Origin of the sequence: Nocardioides daphniae (assembly GCF_004777465.1) — a bacterium.
GTDB lineage: Bacteria > Actinomycetota > Actinomycetes > Propionibacteriales > Nocardioidaceae > Nocardioides > Nocardioides daphniae.
Map to the genome: position 1 here is coordinate 1,626,933 of NZ_CP038462.1, position 19,054 is coordinate 1,645,986.

A 19,054-nucleotide genomic window follows, 5' to 3' on the forward strand; every position below is an offset into this window, starting at 1 on the left:
AGCACCAACCCCACACGGTCGCCGGGTGGGGTTTTGGCGTTCCTGGGCTGGCGCTCAGGAAGCCGCGGGCGGGGCCATGAGCTCGGAGTCGACCGATCGCATCAGGACACCCAGGCTCGGCTTGGGCTGGAACGACGTGGCCTTCTCGGGAAGGAGCTCCCCGAGGTCCATGGCGCGGTCCAGGAGCGAGTAGTCAGGAGCGGGGAGCAGCACGCTGCTGTACGACGCGGTCGCAGCGTTGATCGCCTCCTCCACCGTGTGGTGGAAGAAGACGTCGTCGGAGCCGGCCGAGGGGAGGAGCTGCTGGTGCAGGAACTCCACCGCGCTCAGGTCAGGGTCCTGGGCAGGTCGAGCACCATCCAACGGTGTCCGTCAGTGGCGACCATGGCCCGTGGGCCCAGCTGGCGCAGTGCGTCGGCCTCGGGCATCTCCCGCGCGGTGGTGCCGATCGCCTCGGCGGCCGTCTTGAGCGCCTGCAGGCTGCGGCGCTTGAAGGTGCGGTGGATCGGCCCGAGAAAGAAGGGGGTGTCGTCCTGGTCGACGACCATGGTGAGGCCGCGGTCCCACGGCGTACCGGGGTGACGTTCCTGGAGGCGCAGGTACGCGGCGTACCTGTGGTGCCCGTCGGCGATCATGAAGCGTCCGCCCGCGAGTCCCTCGGCGATCACCGTCAGGTGGTCCGGGGAGGTGATCCGCCAGAGCCGGTGGTCCTGGCCGCTGCGATCGGTGTACGCGTGGTCCGGCGTCTGTGCCATGACCTGGCGCTGCACCTCGCGGACCGACTCGGGGCCGCGGTGCACGAGCAGGATGGGGGCGGGGTTGATGCCCATCTCGTGCATGCGCGCGGCCAGCTCGTCGGCCTGTTCGGGATGGATCGCCTCGTGCGCGAATACAGAACGCTCTCCTCCTCTGACGCGGCGCGCGTGGAGAGCTGCAGGCCGCCGACCAGGCCCCGGATCGTCATGCCGTGCACCGAGTACTCGTGCAGGTACAGCGCAGGCTCGTGGTCGATCTCCACGAAGCCCTCGTCCTGCCAGCGTGACAGTCGGCCGGCGACGTCGCGATAAGGTCGGGCAAAGGCACGAGCGGTGGCGGGGTTCGCCACCTTCTGCGGCGACAGGCGTACGCCTCGGAACGGGCGCAGCTCGACCGGGTGCGCCGGGGACGTAGGAATCTCGACCGCCAGCGTGGGAGCTTCACCGTTCTCGTGCATCGAAGCATCGTAGGGCTCGCCGGGCAGGCAGGGCCAAGGAGGTTCAGCGTGTTGCAGGAATCCACGACCGGGCTCGTTCACGCCTACGACCTGGTGATGCTGGATCTCGACGGCGTCGTCTACATCAGTGGGGCCGCCGTGCCCGGCGTGCCGGAGGCTCTGGGGCGCCTGCGTGACGAAAGGGTGCACGTCGCCTTCGTCACCAACAACGCGTCGCGCACCGCACGGACGGTGGCCGACCACCTCACCGAGCTGGGAGTGCCGGCGTCCGAGCACGACGTGGTGACCTCCGCGCAGGCCGCCGCCGGCCTCCTGCTCGACCGGCACGGCGCCGGGGCTCGGTTGCTGACGATGGGGGCGGACGGACTGGTGGGGGCGCTCAAGGACGTGGGCCTCGTGCCCGTGCTGGACCCTGCCGACCCCGACGTGGTCGGTGTGGTCACCGGCTACGGACCCGACGTCGTCTGGAAGGACCTGATGAAGGTGGCGGTCCGCATCCGCGACGGACTGCCCTGGGTGGCCACGAACACCGACCTCACCATCCCCACCGCCTTCGGCGTCGCGCCCGGCCACGGGGCCCAGGTCGAGATGCTGGAGCGCTTCGCCGAGCAGACGCCGCTGGTGGCCGGCAAGCCCGCTCGGCCCCTGCTGGACGAGACGGTCAAGCGGGTCGGGGGAGAGCACCCGCTGATGGTCGGCGACCGCCTGGACACGGACATCGAGGGCGGCGCCAACGCCGGCGTCGACACGCTGCTGGTGCTGACCGGGGTGAGCGGTCTGTCCGAGGTCGTCGCGGCGGGGGTGCACGAGCGACCGTCGTACATCGCCCGCACGCTCGAGGGCCTCTTCACCCCCCATCCCGTGCCGGAGGTGCTGGAAACGTCGCAGCTCCCCGAGGGCGGGGTCGCCGGCGCCCGGTGCGGCGGTTGGAGTGCCGTCGTCGGCCAGGACGGCAAGCTCGCGGTGGAGGGCACCGGGGGCGCCGACGACTGGTGGCGCACGGTCGCCGTGGCCGGGTGGACGTACGCGGACGCCGCCGGGCACCCGCCACTCGTCAACAGGCTCGTGCCGCCGACGTGAACTGTCCCTGCTGGCCGGTAACCTCGTCCGCATGAACGAAGAGTGGTCGTCCGCCGAGTCGGCGGAGCCTGCGGTGGATGGGGGCGCGGTCGGGGAGAGCCCGGCCGCCGCGTCGGAGCGTACGGGGGTCCCTGCGGTCGACCGTGTGCTCGCGGAGGTGGAGTCGGTCGGCACCCTGCCGATCGCCGAGCGCGTCCGCGTCTTCGAGCGGGTCCACGAAGAGCTGCGTCGCTCGCTGGACGCCAACCCCACGCGCGACGTCGCGGGGCGCTGAGCGTGCCTCCCCGTCGCCTACGCCTCGACCAGGAGCTGGTACGACGCGGACTCGCCCGTTCCCGCGAGCAGGCCAGCACGCTGGTCTCCGAGGGGGGGTGAAGGTCTCCGGCGTCGTGGCCAACAAGCCGGCGACCGGCGTCACCACCGACGCGGCGATCGTCGTGGCCGATGACCCGGACCGCCCTGACTACGCCTCGCGCGGCGCGCACAAGCTGCTGGGTGCGCTGGAGGCGTTCGCGGCGCACGGACTCACCGTCGAGGGCAAGCGCTGCCTGGACGCCGGAGCGTCGACCGGTGGCTTCACCGACGTCCTGCTCCGCGCTGGCGCGCGTCAGGTCGTGGCCGTCGACGTGGGCTACGGCCAGCTCATCTGGCGGCTGCAGAACGACGACCGCGTGGTCGTCCACGACCGCACCAACATCCGTGACCTGGCTCCCGAGCTGGTGGGGGAGCCCGTCGACCTGGTGGTCGGCGACCTCTCCTTCATCTCCCTCACGCTGGTGCTCGACGCCCTTCTCTCGGTGATGGCTCCTGACGGTGAGCTGGCATTGATGGTGAAGCCGCAGTTCGAGGTCGGCAAGGACCGCGTGGGCAAGGGCGGGGTCGTGCGCGACCTCGAGCTCCGCGCCGAGGCCGTCCGCGACGTCGCCGAGGCGTCGGCCCAGCGCGGGTGGGGCGCTGTCGCCGTCACGACGAGTCCGCTGCCCGGACCGTCGGGCAACGTCGAGTTCTTCCTGCTGCTGCGCCGGGGTGAGGCCACCATCGGCGCGGACGAGATCCGCGCCGAGGTGGAACGCTCCGGGTCGTGGGGCACCTCGGGTGAGAAGGTGGAGACGTGACCCACGAGAGCGTGCCGCGGCGAGTGCTGCTGCTGGCCCACACCGGACGTGACGCTGCCCGTGAGGTGGCCCTGGAGTTCGTCGTCGCCCTGACCGGCCACGGCATGGTCGTGCGCCTGATCGACACCCAGGCCCACGAGCTCGGACTGGTCGCCTCCGACTACGACCCGCTGCTCGAGTTCGTCCCCGAGGGGGAGGACGTCGGCCACGACTGCGAGGTCGCCCTCGTCGTGGGTGGCGACGGCACGATCCTGCGTGCCGCCGAGTACACCCACCGCAGCGGGACCCCGCTCCTCGGGTCAACCTGGGGCACGTCGGCTTCCTGGCCGAGGCGGAGGTCGACGACGTCGAGACCACCATCGAGGCGCTGGCCCACCGTCGTTACACGATCGAGGACCGCCTCACGATCGACGTCGACGTCTACCAGGGCAAGGACCTGGTCACCAGCACCTTCGCGCTCAACGAGGCCAGCGTCGAGAAGGCTGCCCGCGAGCGGATGCTGGAGGTCGTCGTCGGCATCGACGGACGCCCCCTGTCGCGGTGGGGCTGCGACGGCGTCGTCTGCGCCACGCCGACGGGGTCGACCGCGTACAACTTCAGCGCCGGCGGGCCGGTCGTGTGGCCGGGCGTCGAGGCGCTCCTCATGGTGCCCATCAGTGCCCACGCCCTCTTCGCCCGCCCCATGGTGGTGGCCCCCACCTCCGTGATGGTGGTCGAGGTCCTGGCCGGCAACGAGAGCTCCGGCGTCCTGTGGTGCGACGGTCGTCGCGCCGTCGACCTTCCGCCCGGCGCGCGGATCGAGGTGCGCCGCGGCAGCAGCCCGGTACGCCTCGTACGTCTGCACGAAGCCCCCTTCACCGACCGCCTGGTCGCCAAGTTCGGTCTCTCCGCGGAGGGCTGGCGAGGCTCGGCCGAGCGCAGGCGCCGAGCGGCCGAGGACGCGCAGGGCGCCACGACTCCGACGGAGGACGCCGTTGTTTGAGGAGATCCGCATCAGCCAGCTCGGGGTGATCGACTCCTCGACGCTCGAGCTGGGTCCCGGCTTCACCGTCATCACCGGTGAGACGGGCGCAGGAAAGACCATGGTCGTGACCGCTCTCGGCCTGCTGCTGGGCGGTCGTGCCGACAGCGGCGCCGTGCGCCGAGGTGCCACCTCCGCACGGGTCGAGGGAGTCGTGGTCGCCGACGGGCTGACCGACTTCGTCGAGCAGGTCGAGGAGCACGGCGGTGAGCCCGAGGACGGGCGCGTCGTCCTGGCGCGCAACATCTCCGCCGAGGGGCGCTCGCGCGCGTGGGTCGGTGGCGCCGGGGTGCCTGCCGCCAAGCTGGCCCAGGTGGCGGAGCCCCTCGTCGCGGTGCACGGCCAGTCCGACCAGCACCGTCTCCTCAAGCCGGCCGCCCAGCGCGAGGCCCTCGACCGGTTCGCCGGTGAGGAGGTCGCCCGGCTGGGCGTCGAGTTCGCCGACGCCTGGCGTCACCTGGCCGGCGTCGAGCGCGAGCTCCACGACGTGGTCAGCAGCGCCCGCGAGCGGGCGCGCGAGGCCGACCAGCTGCGCTTCGCCCTCGAGGAGATCGAGAAGGTCTCGCCCGAGCCCGGGGAGGACACGGTGCTCGCTGCCGAGGAGACCCGGCTGGGCTTCGCCGACACCTTGCGCGTGGCGGCCGAGACCGCCCGTGAGGCGCTCTCCTCCGAGCACGGCACCCCCGACGCCCTCGGGGCCACCGCAGCTGCACGGGGCGCCCTGGAGGGCGTACGTGAGCACGACCCGGAGGCCGCCGGCCTCGCCGACCGCCTCGCCGAGCTGACCTACCTGCTTTCCGACCTCGCGGCCGACGTGGCGTCGTACGCGTCGAACCTGGACACCGACCCGCTGCGCCTGGCTGCCGTCAGTGAACGGCGGGCGGCGCTGATCGCCCTCACCCGCAAGTACGGCGAGACGATCGACGAGGTGCTCGAGTGGAGCGGGACCGCTGCCCAGCGGCTCACCGAGCTCGACGACACCGACGGACGGATCGAGGAGCTGAAGGCCGCGCGCGCCGAGGCACGCGCCACGGTCGCCCGGCTGGGGGCCGAGCTCAGCAGGCAGCGCACCGCAGCGGCAGTCCGGCTGGGGCAGGCCGTCAGCGACGAGCTCACCCTGCTGGCCATGCCGCACGCCACCCTCGAGGTGACGGTGACCCAGCAGGAGGCGGCGCCGCCGACCGGTGAGCCCAGCGGCCCGGTGATCGAGGTCGACGGCCGCCACCTGCGCGGCACGGTCCACGGGTTCGACGACGTGGAGCTCCTGCTGGCCGCCAACGCCGGCATGAACCCGCGTCCGCTCGACAAGGGCGCCTCCGGCGGTGAGCTGTCACGGGTGATGCTCGCGGTCGAGGTGGTCCTCGCGGCCACGACCACGGTTCCCACCTTCGTCTTCGACGAGGTCGACGCCGGTGTCGGCGGCAAGGCAGCCATCGAGATCGGCCGCCGGCTGGCCACCCTGGCCCGCAACGCGCAGGTCCTCGTGGTCACCCACCTGCCCCAGGTGGCCGCGTTCGCGGACCGCCACATCGTCGTGGCCAAGTCGAGCGACGGCAGCGTCACCACCTCCGGCCTGCACACGCTGGCCGAGGAGGAGCGCGAGCGTGAGCTCAGCCGCATGCTGGCCGGCCTGGAGGACTCCGACACCGCCCTGGCGCACGCTCGGGAGCTCATCGAGGCCGCTCGCGCGACGCGCTGAACCCCGGCAGGTGCGGCGCAGGCGGCCTGCTGTTTGGAACCATGGTCAGGCCATGAAGTTTGCCTCGAGAACCCGCCAGACCCCCGACCTGCCCGGTACGAGCGGCACGGCCCGAGTCGACCGACGCGCCCGCGCCCTGCTCGCACGCCTGGCGCCCGGGGACGTCGCCGTCATCGACCTCCTGGACCTGGACCGCGCCACGGCGCAGGCCCTCGTCGACTCCCGGGTCGTGGCGGTGCTCAACGCCTCGTCCATGATCTCCGGTCGCTACCCCAACCTCGGACCACAGGTGCTCGCCGACGCGGGCGTGCTGATGGTCGACCAGCTCGGACCGACGCTCTTCACCAGCGTCAAGGACGGCGAGAAGGTGCGGGTCGACGGCGAGACCGTCCACGCCGGTGAGGGGCGCGTCCTCTCCGGTCGCCTGCTCGGCGCCGACCGCGTGCGCGAGCTCACCGACGACGCCCGCTCCGGCCTGAGCCACCAGCTCGAGAGCTTCACGCACAACAGCACCGAGTTCCTCCGTCGCGAGCAGGACCTGCTGCTGCACGGCCAGGGCGTCCCGGTGCCGCGCACCAAGATCGCCGACCGGCCCGTGGTCGTGGTGGTCCCCGGCCGCGACTACGTCGAGGAGCTCGCCGCCGTACGCCGCTTCGTCGCCGAGCAGCGGCCCGTGCTGGTGGGCGTCGACCGCGGCGCGGACGCGATCCGCTCTGCCCGGCTGCGCCCCGACATCGTCGTCGTCTCCGCCAACGCCGGCGACGACGAGCTGCCCGAGCCGAAGACCCTGAAGTCCGCCCGCGACGTCATCCTGCGCGTCGACCGTGGCGCCAACCGCAACGCGGGGGAGCGGTTCACCAAGCTCGGGGTGACCCCGCTGCTCTTCGAGTCGACGGCCACCACCGAGGACGCGGCGCTGATCCTCGCCGACGCCCAGCACGCCAGCGTCATCGTGGGGGTCGGCATGCACGCCACCCTCGACGAGTTCCTCGACCGCCAGCGTGCGGGGCTGGCCTCGACCTACCTCACCCGCCTCAAGGTGGGCCCGAGGCTCGTCGACGCGACCGCCGTGCCCACGCTCTACTCCGGGCGGGTGCGCCCGCGCCACCTGCTCGCCGTCGTCGTCGCCGGTGCCGTGGCGCTCGCTGCGGCGATCGGCACCACGCCCGTCGGCCAGGAATGGGCCGACGCCCTGACCGCCAGCTCTCCGACCTTCTCGACCAGCTCCAGGGGATGTTCCAGTGATCTCGTTCCGTACCCATGTCGTCACCCTCGTGGCCGTCTTCCTGGCGCTCGCCATCGGCGTCGTGCTCGGTGGGGGTCCGCTCAGCGAGCTGGGCCGCGGCAGTGAGGACGCCGACGCCCTGCGCGACGACGTCGCCCAGGCCCGGAGCGAGGCGCAGTTCGGCGAGTCCTTCGCCGACGACGTCTCCTCCACGCTGCTGGGCAAGCGCCTCGACGGCCGCGAGGTCGCCGTGGTGACCCTCCCGGGCGCCGACTCCGAGGTGCTCGACGGCCTCACCGAGCGCATCAAGGCCGCCGGTGGGGAGGTCACGGTCACCCAGGCGCTCGGCTCCAGCCTGGTCAACGCAGGGGAGAAGTCGCTGGTCGACACCCTCGGCAGCCAGCTGATGGCCCAGCTCCCCGACGACACCGTCACCGCCGGGGCCAGCACCTACGAGCGCGCCGGTGAGCTCATCGGCCTCAGCCTGGCGACGTCGGGGGAGAAGTCCGTCGAGGCCACGCCCCAGAGCACCGCAGTGGCCGAGGGCCTGCGCGCGCCAACCTCCTTGACGCGGCCGACGACCCGAGCGGCCGCGCGCCACTCGTGCTCGTCCTGCTCGGCGACGAGGTGACCGGCGACGGCGCCGACGCGATCCTGGGCGGCCTGCTCAGCGGCATGGCCTCCCAGGCACGTGGTCTGGTCGTCGCGGCGCCCACGGCCGACGAGGGCTCCCAGCTGGACCGGCTGCGTGAGGGCGACGCGCTGGGTGACGCCACCAGCGTCGACGGCGCCGAGACCGCGGCTGGCCAGGTGGCCGCGATCGCGGCGCTGGCACGGTCGTACGACACGCAGGGCGGGAGCTTCGGCGCCGGAGGTGCGGACGGAACCGTACCTCTCGGGTAGCATTGAAGCCCGTGAAGAGTCGTAACGCCACCAAGCACGTATTCGTCACCGGAGGCGTCGTCTCCTCCCTCGGGAAGGGACTCACGGCCTCGAGCCTGGGAAGCCTGCTGAAGGCGCGCGGCATGACCGTGACCATGCAGAAGCTGGACCCCTACCTCAACGTCGACCCGGGCACCATGAACCCGTTCGAGCACGGCGAGGTCTTCGTGACCAACGACGGCGCCGAGACCGACCTGGACGTGGGTCACTACGAGCGCTTCCTGGACACCGACCTCAACGCGATCGCCAACGTCACGACCGGTCAGGTCTACTCGACGGTGATCGCCAAGGAGCGTCGCGGCGACTACCTCGGCGACACCGTCCAGGTGATCCCGCACATCACCAACGAGATCAAGGACCGCATCCTCGCCATGGGTGGCGAGGGCATCGATCTGGTGATCACCGAGATCGGTGGCACCGTCGGTGACATCGAGTCGCTCCCGTTCCTGGAGGCCGCCCGTCAGGTCCGCCACCAGATCGGCCGCGAGAACTGCTTCTTCATCCACGTCTCGCTGGTCCCCTTCATCGGCCCGTCGGGCGAGCTGAAGACCAAGCCGACCCAGCACTCCGTGGCCGCGCTGCGCAACATCGGCATCCAGCCCGACGCCATCGTCTGCCGTGCCGACCGCGACCTGCCTGCCGGCATCAAGCGCAAGATCGCGCTCATGTGCGACGTCGACGACGAGGCCGTCATCACCTGCCCCGACGCTCCGTCGATCTACGACATCCCCAAGGTCCTGCACCGTGAAGGCCTCGACGCCTACGTCGTGCGCCGTCTCGACCTGCCCTTCCGCGACGTCGACTGGACGAGCTGGGACGACCTGCTCCGCCGGGTGCACCACCCGAAGGAGGAGGTCACCATCGCGATCGTCGGCAAGTACATCGACCTCCCCGACGCCTACCTGTCGGTGGCCGAGGCGCTGCGTGCCGGCGGCTTCGCCCACGAGGCCAAGGTGAAGCTGCGCTGGGTCGCCAGCGACGACTGCCAGACCCCCGAGGGCGCCCGCAAGCACCTCGGTGACGTCGACGGCATCTGCGTGCCCGGCGGCTTCGGCATCCGTGGCCTGGAGGGCAAGCTCGGCGCGCTGACTTTCGCCCGCACCCACGGCGTACCGGCCCTGGGCCTGTGCCTGGGCCTGCAGAGCATGGTCATCGAGTACGCCCGCAACGTGCTGGGCCTCGAGGGCGCCGACTCGACCGAGTTCGACCCCGACAGCCCCGTCCCGGTGATCGTGACGATGGAGGAGCAGAAGTCCTTCGTCGAGGGCGCCGGCAACCTCGGCGGCACGATGCGCCTGGGCGCCTACCCGGCCAAGCTCGGCGCCGGCACGCTGGCGCGCGACCTCTACGGCACCGAGATGGTCGAGGAGCGCCACCGTCACCGCTACGAGGTCAACAACACCTACCGCGACCAGCTCAACGAGGCCGGCCTCGTCATCTCCGGCGTCAACCCCGACCTCGACCTGGTCGAGTTCGTCGAGCTGTCGCGCGACGTGCACCCCTTCTACATCGGCACCCAGGCCCACCCGGAGCTCAAGTCGCGCCCGACCCGCCCGCACCCGCTCTTCGCCGGCCTGGTCGGCGCCGCGCTCGCCCGCCAGAAGGAACTGCGCATCCCTGTCGACCAGGACGCCTGAGCGTGACCGAGGAACTGGCGGACCGGCCCGCTTCGTGGCCGGTGCACAGTTCCCGGTGCTCCACGCCGACGCGTGGGTCGTGGAGGTCGTCGAGGACCAGATCAGCCGCCCGGGCCATCCTGAGCAGCAGTTCGGGCGCATCGCGGTGCGCCACCCCGGGGCCGTGATGGTGCTCGCCGTCGACGACGACGAGCAGGTCTTCCTCCTCAAGCAGTACCGCCACACCTCGCAGCACGTGTTCGTCGAGATCCCCGCCGGGGTCCGCGACAGCGAGGGCGAGCCGCCGTTGGAGACGGCGCGGCGGAGAGCTGCAGGAGGAGGCCGAGCTCGCCGCCCGTGACTGGCGGCTGCTGCTCAGCACCTACCCGTCGGCGGGGATCCTCAGCGAGACCCACGACATCTTCCTGGCTCGTGGCCTCAGCCACTCCCCGCGGGGCGACTTCGAGCTCGCCCACGAGGAGGCGGAGATGGAGACCTTCTGGGTCCCCTTCGACGACCTGCTCGCCGCGGTGCTGCGGGGCGACGTACGCGAGGGGCCGCTCGTCCAGGCCGTGCTGGCGTACGAGGTGCTTCGCGCGCGAGGAGAGCTGTGACGGCCGACGTCACGCGGGCGGTGCGCACCTACCTCGACCACCTCAGCGTCGAGCGCGGACTGGCCGACAACACGTTGACGTCGTACCGCCGTGACCTGAAGCGCTACCTCGACTTCCTCGCCACGCAGCAGGTCGACGACCTCGGCAGCGTCACCGAGCAGGTCGTCACCGCCTTCCTGTCCTACCTGCGCGACGGCGACGCAGACCACCCGCCGCTGGGGGCCAGCTCGGCTGCCCGCACGGTGGTGGCGGTGCGTGGCTTCCACAAGTTCGCGCTGCGCGACGGACTCACCACCACCGACCCGGCCGCGGCGGTGCGTCCACCGAGCCAGACCAAGCGGCTGCCCAAGGCGCTGCCGCTCTCCGACGTCGAGGCGATCCTGGAGGCCGCCGGGGCCCCGGGCACCGTGCTCGCGCTGCGCGACCGCGCGCTGCTCGAGGTGCTCTACGGCACCGGTGCCCGGATCTCCGAGGCCGTCGGCCTCGACGTCGACGACCTCGACCTCATCGACCGGACCGTGCTGCTGCGCGGCAAGGGAAGCAAGGAGCGACTGGTGCCCGTGGGCTCGTACGCCTGTGAAGCCGTGGAGGTCTACCTCACCCGAGGCAGGCCCGAGCTGGTCAGCCAGGGCAAGGGCACCCCGGCGCTCTTCCTCAACGCCCGTGGCGGGCGTCTGTCGCGCCAGAGTGCCTGGTCGGTCCTGGTGAAGGCCGCCGATCGCGCCGGCGTCAGCCAGGACGTCTCGCCGCACACCCTGCGCCACTCGTTCGCCACCCACCTGCTCGACGGTGGGGCGGACGTACGTGTCGTGCAGGAGCTGCTCGGTCACGCCTCGGTCACCACCACGCAGGTCTACACCCTCGTCACCGTCGACAGCCTGCGCGAGGTCTTCGCGACGGCCCACCCCAGGGCGCGTGGCTGATGGCGGGCAAGAACTGGTGGGAGGGCACGAGCGACCCGGACGGCCTCCTCGACGCCTTCACCGCGTGGGCGGACGAGCAGCAGCTGTCGCTCTACCCCCACCAGGAAGAGGCGGTGATGGAGCTGCTCGCGGGCAGCAACGTCGTCCTGGCCACCCCACCGGGTCGGGCAAGTCGCTCGTCGCGCTGGCGGCGCACGGCGCCGCGCTCGCGACCGACCGCGTCTCCTTCTACACCGCGCCGATCAAGGCGCTGGTGAGCGAGAAGTTCTTCAGCCTCTGCGAGACCTTCGGAGCCGACAACGTCGGAATGCTGACCGGGGACGCGTCGGTCAACGCCGACGCCCCGGTGATTTGCTGCACCGCGGAGGTGCTGGCCAACATCGCCCTGCGCGAGGGGGCCGACGCCGACGTCGGCCTGGTGGTGATGGACGAGTTCCACTACTACGGCGAGCCCGACCGCGGCTGGGCGTGGCAGGTGCCGCTGCTGGAGCTGCCGCAGGCCCAGTTCGTGCTGATGTCGGCCACCCTGGGCGACACCACGGCCCTGCGTGAGGACCTCACCCGGCGCAACGGCCGGGAGACTGCCCTCGTCGACGACGCCGAGCGTCCCGTGCCCCTCGACTTCAGCTGGTCGGTCGAGCACCTCGACGACACCCTCCTCGAGCTGGTGCAGACAACCAGTCACCCGTCTACGTCGTGCACTTCACCCAGGCCGCCGCGGTCGAGCACGCCACCTCCCTGCTCAAGCCGCTGGGCAAGTCGCCGCAGGCCGACGAGCTCAACGAGCGCCTCCGCGGCTTCCGGTTCGGGGCGGGCTTCGGCAAGACCCTGTCGAAGCTGCTCAAGGCCGGGATCGGCGTGCACCACGCCGGCATGCTGCCCAAGTACCGTCGCCTCGTGGAGCAGCTCGCGCAGGCGGGCTGCTGCGGGTCATCTGCGGCACCGACACGCTCGGCGTCGGCATCAACGTCCCGATCCGGACCGTGCTCTTCACGGGCCTGGCGAAGTTCGACGGCAACCGACAGCGGATCCTGCGCAGCCGCGAGTTCCTCCAGATCGCCGGACGTGCGGGGCGAGCGGGCTACGACACGGCCGGCTACGTCGTGGTCCAGGCGCCCGAGCACGTCATCGACAACGAGAAGGCGAAGGCGAAGGCCGAGGCCAAGAACGCCGCCAACCCGAAGAAGAAGTCGAAGGCCCAGCTCAAGAAGGCGCCCGAGGGCACCGTCGTGTGGACCGAGCAGACCTTCACCAAGCTCGTCGAGGGGAGGCCCGAGCCGCTGCAGAGCCGGATGAAGGTCGACAACTCGATGATCCTCAACGTGGTCGCCGCGAGGAGGACGCCTTCGGCGTGCTGCGCGGCTGCTCAACGACAACCACGAGGACCGCCGCAACCAGCTCAAGTTGTCGCGCCGTGCGCTGCGCCTGGCGCGCAGCCTCGTGCGTACGGGCGTGCTCACCCGCCTCGACGAGGTCGACGAGTTCGGTCGCCGCTACGTGCTGACCACGACGCTGCCGTCGGACTTCGCGCTCAACCAGCCGCTCAGCCACTTCGCGCTCGCCGCGCTCGAGGTCCTGGACGAGGAGTCGGAGAACTACACCCTCGATCTGGTCTCGGTGATGGAGTCGGTGCTCGAGGCGCCCCGCCAGATCCTCTTCGCCCAGCAGTTCGCCGCGCGCGGCGAGGCCGTGCAGGAGATGAAGGCCGACGGGATCGAGTACGAGGAGCGGATGGCGCTCCTGGAGGAGATCACCTGGCCGCAGCCGCTCGCCCCGCTGCTCGGCGCCCTCTACGAGACCTACCGCCAGACCCACCCGTGGCTGCCCGAGGACGGTCTGACGCCGAAGTCGATCGTGCGTGAGATGTACGAGCAGGGCATGGGGTTCACCGACTTCGTCGGTCGCTACCAGCTCGCGCGCTCCGAGGGGCTGCTGCTGCGCTACCTCACCGACGCCTACCGGGCGCTGCGGCACTCGGTGCCCGAGCGCCACCACACCGAGGAGTTCGAGGGCCTGGTGGAGTGGCTGGGCGAGGTCGTCCGGCAGACCGACTCCTCGCTCATCGACGAGTGGGAGGCGCTCTCGGACCCCGCCCACGTGCCGGGGGCCGTGGCCCACCACGAGCCGCCGAGCAGCCCGCGGCCGCTCAGCCTGCGCGAGCGGGCCTTCGCGGTGATGGTCCGCAACGCCATGTGGGCCCGGGTCCAGGGCGTGGCCCGCGACGACCTCGACGCGTTGATGCGTCTGGAGCGTGACGCGGCGGACCGGTTCGAGCCGGCGCGTGAGGTGGTGATGACACGCTCGGCCTGGGACGAGGCGATCGAGGCCTACTACGACGAGCACGAACGGGTCGGCACCGACGCCGACGCGCGGGGACCGTCGTACCTGCAGCTGGGGCCCGAGGAGACCGGCGAGCCGGTCGGTGCCGAGGAAGGCGTGCGGGCGCGCGTACGACGCGTGGTGCAGACGCTGGCCGACCCCGAGGGGCACCGCGACTGGGTGATCGAGGGGGTCGTCGACTGCGACGCCACCGACGAGGCCGGCGAGCTGGTCCTGGCGACCAGTGCCATGCGCCGGATGGACTGACGCACCGCCGACGGGGCTCCACAGGCTTCTCCACAGGCGGAGATCGGCTGTGGACGTGGCGGGGGAGCGGTGCACAGATTCGCGGGCTGGCTTGGGGGTTTCGGTGGTCGGGTTGTGACGCCGGAATCGGGGGGCCTAGAGTCGCGCCACAGGGCGAGAAGTCGCCGTGTCGACAAAACGGCGCAGCAGAGACGTGGTGAGGTGACGAGTGGACGGATCGATCCCGGGGTTCCCCGGCAGCAACGCCATGGAGATGCCCCCGTCGGTCGCCCCGACGCGAGCCACTGCCTCGCCCACCACCCGACCTGATTCCGGAGACGAGACCCTCGTGAGTGACCCCATCGCCTTTCCCATCCCCGTGACCCGGGAGATGGAGATCGGGCCGACCGGGCGTCCGCTCCCGGTCTTCCCGGAGCCGCAGCCGGTCGCCGAGCACGGGCCCGCCCGCGTGGTGGCGATGTGCAACCAGAAGGGTGGGGTCGGCAAGACCACGACCACCATCAATCTGGGCGCCTCGCTTGCCGAGTTCGGCCGCAAGGTCCTGCTCGTCGACTTCGACCCGCAGGGCTCCCTCTCGGTCGGCCTGGGCCTCAACCCGCACGAGATGGACTACACGATCTACAACCTGCTGATGCAGCGTGACGTGGAGTTCGACGAGGTCGTGGTGCCCTCCGGCGTCCCCGGGATGGACCTGCTGCCCTCCAACATCGACCTGTCGGCCGCCGAGGTGCAGCTGGTGCACGAGGTCGCCCGCGAGCAGACCCTGCAGCGGGTGCTCGCGCCGGTGCTCGACCGCTACGACGTCATCCTCATCGACTGCCAGCCCTCGCTCGGCCTGCTCACGGTCAACGCCCTGACCGCTTCCGACGGCGTGCTGATCCCGCTCGAGTGCGAGTACTTCGCGCTGCGCGGCGTCGCGCTGCTCAAGACCACGATCGACAAGGTCCAGGAGCGCCTGAACCCCAAGCTCGAGGTCGACGGAGTCCTGGGCACCATGTTCGACGGCCGCACGCTGCACAGCCGGGAGGTCATGGAGCGCCTGGTCCAGGCGTGGGGCGACAAGGTCTTCCACACCGTCATCCGCCGCACCGTGAAGTTCTCCGACTCCACGGTCGCCGGTGAGCCGATCACCACCTACGCGTCGACGTCGCCCGGCGCCGACTCCTACCGCCAGCTCGCGAAGGAGGTGCTCGCCCGGTGGCTCGACGGGTGAGTGTTCCCTCCGCGGACGAGCTCTTCCGGCCCACGACCGACGCTCCCGAGGAGCCGGTCGTACGCGCCGTCCCCGATGTTGGCAGCGCCCCTCGCGCCGCCAAGCCGGTGAAGAAGGCTGCCCCGGCCAAGAAGGCGGCGTCGCGCCGGACCAGCGGCCGGGTGCGCCATGACGAGAAGATGACGGTCTACGTCACCTCCGACGAGCTGCTCGAGCTGGAGCACGCCCGGCTCGCCCTGCGCAGCGCGCACGGCCTGGCCGTGGACCGTGGCCGGATCGTGCGCGAGGCCGTGGCCCTGGTGCTCGCGGACCTCGAGGCCCACGGCGAGGAGAGCGCCCTGGTCCGTCGACTCACCGAGGAGTGAGCCGCGGATGACGCCGGTCGTCCGGGAGGTCGACCCCGTCGGCGTGAAGGAGGGCGAGGCTCCCGAGCAGCATGGTTTTGCCGTGCGCCTCGACAACTTCGAGGGTCCCTTCGACCTGCTGCTGCAGCTCATCGCCAAGCACAAGCTGGACGTCACCGAGGTGGCCCTGTCGAAGGTCACCGACGAGTTCATCGCCCACGTGAAGGCCGCCGGTCCGGTCTGGGACCTCGAGCAGACGACGTCGTTCCTCCTCGTGGCCTCGACGCTGCTCGACCTCAAGGCCGCGCGACTGCTGCCCCAGGGCGACGTCGAGGACGAGGAGGACCTGGCGCTGCTGGAGGCGCGCGACCTGCTCTTCGCGCGGCTGCTGCAGTACAAGGCGTTCAAGCAGGTGGCCGCCGTCCTGGAGACGCGCCTGGCCGGTGAGTCGCTGCGCCACCCCCGCTCGGTCGCGATGGAGGAGTGCTTCGCCTCCCTGCTGCCCGAGGTGCTGATCGGCGTGGGGCTGGAGCAGTTCGCCCAGCTCGCCGCCAAGGCGATGTCGCCCAAGCCGGTCGTCGAGGTCTCGCTCCAGCACATCCACTCCGCCAAGGTCAGCGTGCGCGAGCAGGCCCACCTGGTGGTCGACCGGCTCCGGCGCCACGGCACGCTGACCTTCCGCGCGCTCTGCGGTGACTCGCCCGACAAGCTGACCACCGTGGCGCGCTTCCTGGCGCTGCTGGAGCTCTTCCGGGAGTCGGTGATCTCGTTCGAGCAGGTCACCCCGCTGGGGGAGCTCACGGTGCGCTGGACGGGCAGTGAGGACGCCGACGTGGAGATCACCGACGAGTTCGACGGCACGGCGCCCGACGACGTACGACCCGAGCAGGAGGAGCAGGCATGACGCAGGAGACGGAGGCCGCCGTGGCTGAGGAGAGCGTGCCGGTCCTGCCGTTGCGGCCCGCCCTCGAGGCGGTGCTGATGGTCGCCGACGAGCCCCAGGACGCCATGGCGCTGGCCTCGGTCGTCGGTCACCCGGTGGCCGACGTGGAGGAGGCGCTGGTCGCGCTGTCGCAGGAGTACACGGCACAGGACCGTGGCTTCGACCTGCGCAACGTCGCCGGGGGGTGGCGCTACTACACCCGGGAGGCGTACGCCGGCGCCGTCGAGGCCTTCGTGCTCGACGGCCAGCAGGCGCGGCTCACGCAGGCGGCCCTGGAGACCCTGGCCGTGGTGGCCTACAAGCAGCCGGTGTCGCGGGCCCGCGTCTCCGCGATCCGCGGCGTCAACGTCGACGGCGTCATGCGTACGCTCGTCTCGCGCGGCCTGGTCGCACCGTCGGGCACCGACGAGACGTCGGGCGCCCACCTCTACCGCACCACGAGATACTTCCTGGAGCGCATCGGCGTCACCAGCCTCGACGAGTTGCCGGAGCTGGCGCCCTACCTGCCGGACATGGACGACCTCGAGGACGAGCTCAGCGCCCTGGCCGGTCCCGGTGTGGAGGAGAAGGCCCGCGCGGCGGAGAATGGACCGTCCAGCCCGACCGAGCCCGACAGCGAGCCTGCGCACTGATGAACACTCCCGAGGAACGCCGCCACATCAGCACCGACGAGGACGGCATGATCCGTCTGCAGAAGCTGCTGGCGCAGTCGGGCGTCGCCTCGCGCCGCAAGTGTGAGGAGCTGATGCTCGACGGTCTCGTGGAGGTCAACGGTGAGGTGGTCACCCGGCTCGGCACCAAGGTCGACCCCGCCACCGCGGTGATCCGCGTCGACGGCGAGCGGCTGCCGCCGATCACCGCCCACGTCTACCTGGTGCTCAACAAGCCCCGGGGCGTGGTCTCCACGATGTCCGACCCCGAGGGCGACGCTGCCTCGGTGACCTGGTCGCCGACCGGCCCGAGCGTCTCTTCCACGTAGGGCGGCTCGACACCGACACCACCGGGCTGATCCTGCTCACCAACGACGGCGACTTCGCCCACCGGATGGCGCACCCCTCGTTCGAGGTCGAGAAGACCTACGTCGCCGAGGTCGAGGGCGAGGTCTACCCCTCCACGCTCAAGCAGCTCAAGGCAGGCGTCGTGCTCGACGACGGGCCCGTCGCCGTGACCCGGATCAAGGTCGTGGAGGCCGGTCGCGGCAACGCGCAGGGCCGCACGATCGTCCAGCTGGTGATCCACGAGGGCCGCAACCGCATCGTCCGTCGGATGCTTGACCACGTCGGTCACCCGGTCCGGCGCCTCACGCGCACCAAGTTCGGGCCGGTCGACCTGGGTCGTCTGCCGTCGGGGCAGATGCGTGAACTCACCACGAAGGAGCTGGGCGTGCTTCTGGACAGCGTGAAGCTGTGAGCGAAGGGACCCCTGCCGCGCCGACGTCGACGCCGCGACTCGTCGGACCTGTCGAGGTCATCGGCACCGGCCTGCTGGGCACCTCCATCGGCCTGGCCTGCCGTCGCGCCGGCCTGGAGGTGCTGCTCACCGACGTGCTGCCCGAGCACGTGCGTACGGCCTCGGGCCTCGGCGCCGGCCGCCCGAAGCAGCCCGGTGACCAGCCGCAGGTCGTCGTGGTGGCCGTGCCGCCCGACCACCTGGGCCAGGTGATCGGTGACGTGCTGACCGCCACCGCCGGCACCGACACCGTGGTCACCGACATCGGCTCGGTGAAGTCGGGGCCGCTGACTGCCGTCGCCTCCCACCCCGAGGTTGCGCGCTACGTCGGGAGCCACCCGATGGCCGGGAGCGAGCGCTCGGGTCCGTTGGCCGGGCACGAGGCGCTCTTCGAGGGCCGGCCGTGGGCGATCACGCCCCACCTGGACGCCGACGTGGAGGCGGTCGAGACCGTCGAGGAGCTGGTCAAGGCGACCGGTGCCGTGCCGGTCTGGCTCACGCCGCACGAGCACGACCGGGCCGTGGCCCGGACCTCCCACGTCCCGCACCTGATGGCTGCGCTCACCGCCGGGCGCCTGGCCACCGCGCCCCCCAACCACCTGGCCCTCTCCGGACAGGGTGTCCGCGACGTCACCCGGGTGGCCGAGGGGGAGCCGACGCTCTACGGCCAGATCGTCTCGGCCAACTCCGAGGCCGTCCTCGACCTGCTGGGCGAGGTGCGCCACCAGCTCGACCAGGTGATCGCCGCCATCCGCACCGGCGACCGCGCCACCCTCGAGGGCGTGCTCGCGCTCGGGGCCGCCGGCACGCGGGCGATCCCGGGCAAGCACGGCCGTCCGGCGCGCCCCATGCAGTCGGTCTGGGTGTCGGTGCCCGACACCGCCGGCCAGCTGGCCAAGCTCTTCGCCGACGCTGTGGAGAGCTCGGTCAACGTCGAGGACATCCGCATCGACCACGACCCGACCCGCCCGGTCGGCCTGGTGGAGCTGGTGGTCGACGCCGAACAGGCCGACCACCTGCTCGACTCTCTCGAATCCCGCGGCTGGACCACGCACCGGTAGGCTCAGCGCC

18 protein-coding genes and 6 pseudogenes are annotated in these 19,054 nt (G+C 71.5%); 21 read left to right on the top strand and 3 right to left on the bottom strand.

Annotation, left to right across the window (positions count from 1 at the left end):
- Positions 1 to 54 precede the first annotated feature (54 nt).
- Together E2C04_RS07980 and E2C04_RS07985 are read right to left on the bottom strand one after the other, a co-directional pair.
- Positions 55 to 321: a DUF1015 family protein gene (locus E2C04_RS07980; protein ID WP_158630634.1), complete on the bottom strand. Its 267-nt coding sequence runs from the start codon at positions 319 to 321 to the stop codon at positions 55 to 57.
- A gap of 5 nt (positions 322 to 326) precedes the next feature.
- Positions 327 to 1,037 (bottom strand): DUF1015 family protein, encoded by a 711-nt coding sequence (locus E2C04_RS07985; RefSeq protein ID WP_135832211.1) that lies wholly within the window; start codon positions 1,035 to 1,037, stop codon positions 327 to 329.
- Between the two features lie 224 nt (positions 1,038 to 1,261).
- Between E2C04_RS07985 and E2C04_RS07990 the strand changes: the two genes are divergently transcribed.
- From E2C04_RS07990 to E2C04_RS21365, 14 genes and pseudogenes are all read left to right on the top strand, one after another.
- Positions 1,262 to 2,293 carry an HAD-IIA family hydrolase gene (locus E2C04_RS07990; RefSeq protein WP_229721642.1) on the top strand — a complete coding sequence of 344 codons (1,032 nt, stop codon included), beginning with the start codon at positions 1,262 to 1,264 and terminating at the stop codon, positions 2,291 to 2,293.
- Positions 2,294 to 2,324: 31 nt separating this feature from the next.
- Complete coding sequence (locus E2C04_RS07995; RefSeq protein WP_135832212.1) at positions 2,325 to 2,567, top strand: hypothetical protein; 243 nt, start codon at positions 2,325 to 2,327, stop codon at positions 2,565 to 2,567.
- A 2-nt stretch (positions 2,568 to 2,569) separates the two neighbouring features.
- A pseudogene (locus E2C04_RS08000) lies at positions 2,570 to 3,408 on the top strand (TlyA family RNA methyltransferase).
- Between the two features lie 104 nt (positions 3,409 to 3,512).
- Positions 3,513 to 3,668, top strand: a pseudogene (ppnK, locus tag E2C04_RS21350) (NAD kinase); the annotation flags it as partial.
- Between the two features lie 98 nt (positions 3,669 to 3,766).
- On the top strand, positions 3,767 to 4,390 hold the full coding sequence (locus tag E2C04_RS21355; RefSeq protein ID WP_338088835.1) for an NAD kinase: 624 nt from the start codon (positions 3,767 to 3,769) through the stop codon (positions 4,388 to 4,390).
- The gene (gene recN, locus E2C04_RS08010; protein WP_135832213.1) at positions 4,383 to 6,128 is read left to right on the top strand and encodes a DNA repair protein RecN; all 1,746 of its coding nucleotides are present in this window, start codon (positions 4,383 to 4,385) and stop codon (positions 6,126 to 6,128) included. The genes E2C04_RS21355 and recN overlap by 8 nt, the downstream gene beginning before the upstream one ends.
- 52 nt (positions 6,129 to 6,180) lie before the next feature.
- Positions 6,181 to 7,479 carry a putative cytokinetic ring protein SteA gene (gene steA / locus E2C04_RS08015; protein WP_135832214.1) on the top strand — a complete coding sequence of 433 codons (1,299 nt, stop codon included), beginning with the start codon at positions 6,181 to 6,183 and terminating at the stop codon, positions 7,477 to 7,479.
- Positions 7,403 to 8,256, top strand: a pseudogene (locus tag E2C04_RS08020) (copper transporter). Before steA ends, E2C04_RS08020 begins: the two are co-directional and overlap by 77 nt.
- An 11-nt stretch (positions 8,257 to 8,267) precedes the next feature.
- Positions 8,268 to 9,932 carry a CTP synthase gene (locus tag E2C04_RS08030; RefSeq protein WP_135832217.1) on the top strand — a complete coding sequence of 555 codons (1,665 nt, stop codon included), beginning with the start codon at positions 8,268 to 8,270 and terminating at the stop codon, positions 9,930 to 9,932.
- A gap of 34 nt (positions 9,933 to 9,966) precedes the next feature.
- Positions 9,967 to 10,272: an NUDIX hydrolase gene (locus tag E2C04_RS19555; RefSeq protein ID WP_238694479.1), complete on the top strand. Its 306-nt coding sequence runs from the start codon at positions 9,967 to 9,969 to the stop codon at positions 10,270 to 10,272.
- Positions 10,273 to 10,399: 127 nt separating this feature from the next.
- Positions 10,400 to 10,525: a hypothetical protein gene (locus E2C04_RS20815; RefSeq protein ID WP_275106572.1), complete on the top strand. Its 126-nt coding sequence runs from the start codon at positions 10,400 to 10,402 to the stop codon at positions 10,523 to 10,525.
- The gene (xerD, locus tag E2C04_RS08040) at positions 10,522 to 11,448 is read left to right on the top strand and encodes a site-specific tyrosine recombinase XerD (RefSeq protein ID WP_135832218.1); all 927 of its coding nucleotides are present in this window, start codon (positions 10,522 to 10,524) and stop codon (positions 11,446 to 11,448) included. The genes E2C04_RS20815 and xerD overlap by 4 nt, the downstream gene beginning before the upstream one ends.
- Complete coding sequence (locus E2C04_RS21360) at positions 11,448 to 11,705, top strand: hypothetical protein (protein WP_338088825.1); 258 nt, start codon at positions 11,448 to 11,450, stop codon at positions 11,703 to 11,705. The genes xerD and E2C04_RS21360 overlap by 1 nt, the downstream gene beginning before the upstream one ends.
- Positions 11,633 to 11,923, top strand: a pseudogene (locus E2C04_RS21365) (DUF3516 domain-containing protein); the annotation flags it as partial. The gene E2C04_RS21360 and the pseudogene E2C04_RS21365, both read left to right, overlap by 73 nt.
- Positions 11,924 to 12,129: 206 nt before the next feature.
- Here E2C04_RS21365 and E2C04_RS21370 read toward each other — a convergent pair.
- Entirely contained in the window at positions 12,130 to 12,315 is a 186-nt protein-coding gene (locus E2C04_RS21370; RefSeq protein ID WP_338088826.1) for a hypothetical protein, read from the bottom strand.
- 236 nt (positions 12,316 to 12,551) lie between these two features.
- On the opposite strand from E2C04_RS21370, the pseudogene E2C04_RS21375 reads away from it, so the two are divergent.
- The 7 genes and pseudogenes from E2C04_RS21375 (at position 12,552) to E2C04_RS08075 (ending at position 19,044) form a co-directional block, all read left to right on the top strand.
- Positions 12,552 to 14,034, top strand: a pseudogene (locus tag E2C04_RS21375) (DUF3516 domain-containing protein).
- A gap of 370 nt (positions 14,035 to 14,404) precedes the next feature.
- Positions 14,405 to 15,247 (top strand): ParA family protein, encoded by an 843-nt coding sequence (locus tag E2C04_RS08050; RefSeq protein WP_229721656.1) that lies wholly within the window; start codon positions 14,405 to 14,407, stop codon positions 15,245 to 15,247.
- Positions 15,232 to 15,612: a hypothetical protein gene (locus tag E2C04_RS08055; RefSeq protein ID WP_135832219.1), complete on the top strand. Its 381-nt coding sequence runs from the start codon at positions 15,232 to 15,234 to the stop codon at positions 15,610 to 15,612. Before E2C04_RS08050 ends, E2C04_RS08055 begins: the two co-directional genes overlap by 16 nt.
- Positions 15,613 to 15,619: 7 nt before the next feature.
- Positions 15,620 to 16,495, top strand: a complete 876-nt coding sequence (locus tag E2C04_RS08060; RefSeq protein ID WP_135832220.1) for a segregation and condensation protein A — start codon at positions 15,620 to 15,622, stop codon at positions 16,493 to 16,495.
- A complete protein-coding gene (gene scpB, locus E2C04_RS08065; RefSeq protein ID WP_135832221.1) occupies positions 16,492 to 17,166 on the top strand; it encodes an SMC-Scp complex subunit ScpB in 675 nt (224 codons plus the stop codon). Before E2C04_RS08060 ends, scpB begins: the two co-directional genes overlap by 4 nt.
- Positions 17,166 to 17,944 (top strand): annotated as a pseudogene (locus E2C04_RS08070) (pseudouridine synthase). Before scpB ends, E2C04_RS08070 begins: the two are co-directional and overlap by 1 nt.
- Entirely contained in the window at positions 17,941 to 19,044 is a 1,104-nt protein-coding gene (locus tag E2C04_RS08075; protein ID WP_135832222.1) for a prephenate dehydrogenase, read from the top strand. The pseudogene E2C04_RS08070 and the gene E2C04_RS08075 overlap by 4 nt, the downstream one beginning before the upstream one ends.
- Positions 19,045 to 19,054: the final 10 nt, after the last annotated feature.

Bases quoted from the DNA above. Each gene is read 5' to 3' on its own strand.
- E2C04_RS07995 (WP_135832212.1), top strand. From the start codon at position 2,325: ATGAACGAAGAGTGGTCGTCCGCCGAGTCGGCGGAGCCTGCGGTGGAT.
- steA (WP_135832214.1), top strand. From the start codon at position 6,181: ATGAAGTTTGCCTCGAGAACCCGCCAGACCCCCGACCTGCCCGGTACG.
- E2C04_RS20815 (WP_275106572.1), top strand. From the start codon at position 10,400: ATGGAGACCTTCTGGGTCCCCTTCGACGACCTGCTCGCCGCGGTGCTG.
- E2C04_RS08060 (WP_135832220.1), top strand. From the start codon at position 15,620: ATGACGCCGGTCGTCCGGGAGGTCGACCCCGTCGGCGTGAAGGAGGGC.
- scpB (WP_135832221.1), top strand. From the start codon at position 16,492: ATGACGCAGGAGACGGAGGCCGCCGTGGCTGAGGAGAGCGTGCCGGTC.
- E2C04_RS08050 (WP_229721656.1), top strand. From the start codon at position 14,405: ATGGAGATCGGGCCGACCGGGCGTCCGCTCCCGGTCTTCCCGGAGCCG.
- E2C04_RS21360 (WP_338088825.1), top strand. From the start codon at position 11,448: ATGGCGGGCAAGAACTGGTGGGAGGGCACGAGCGACCCGGACGGCCTC.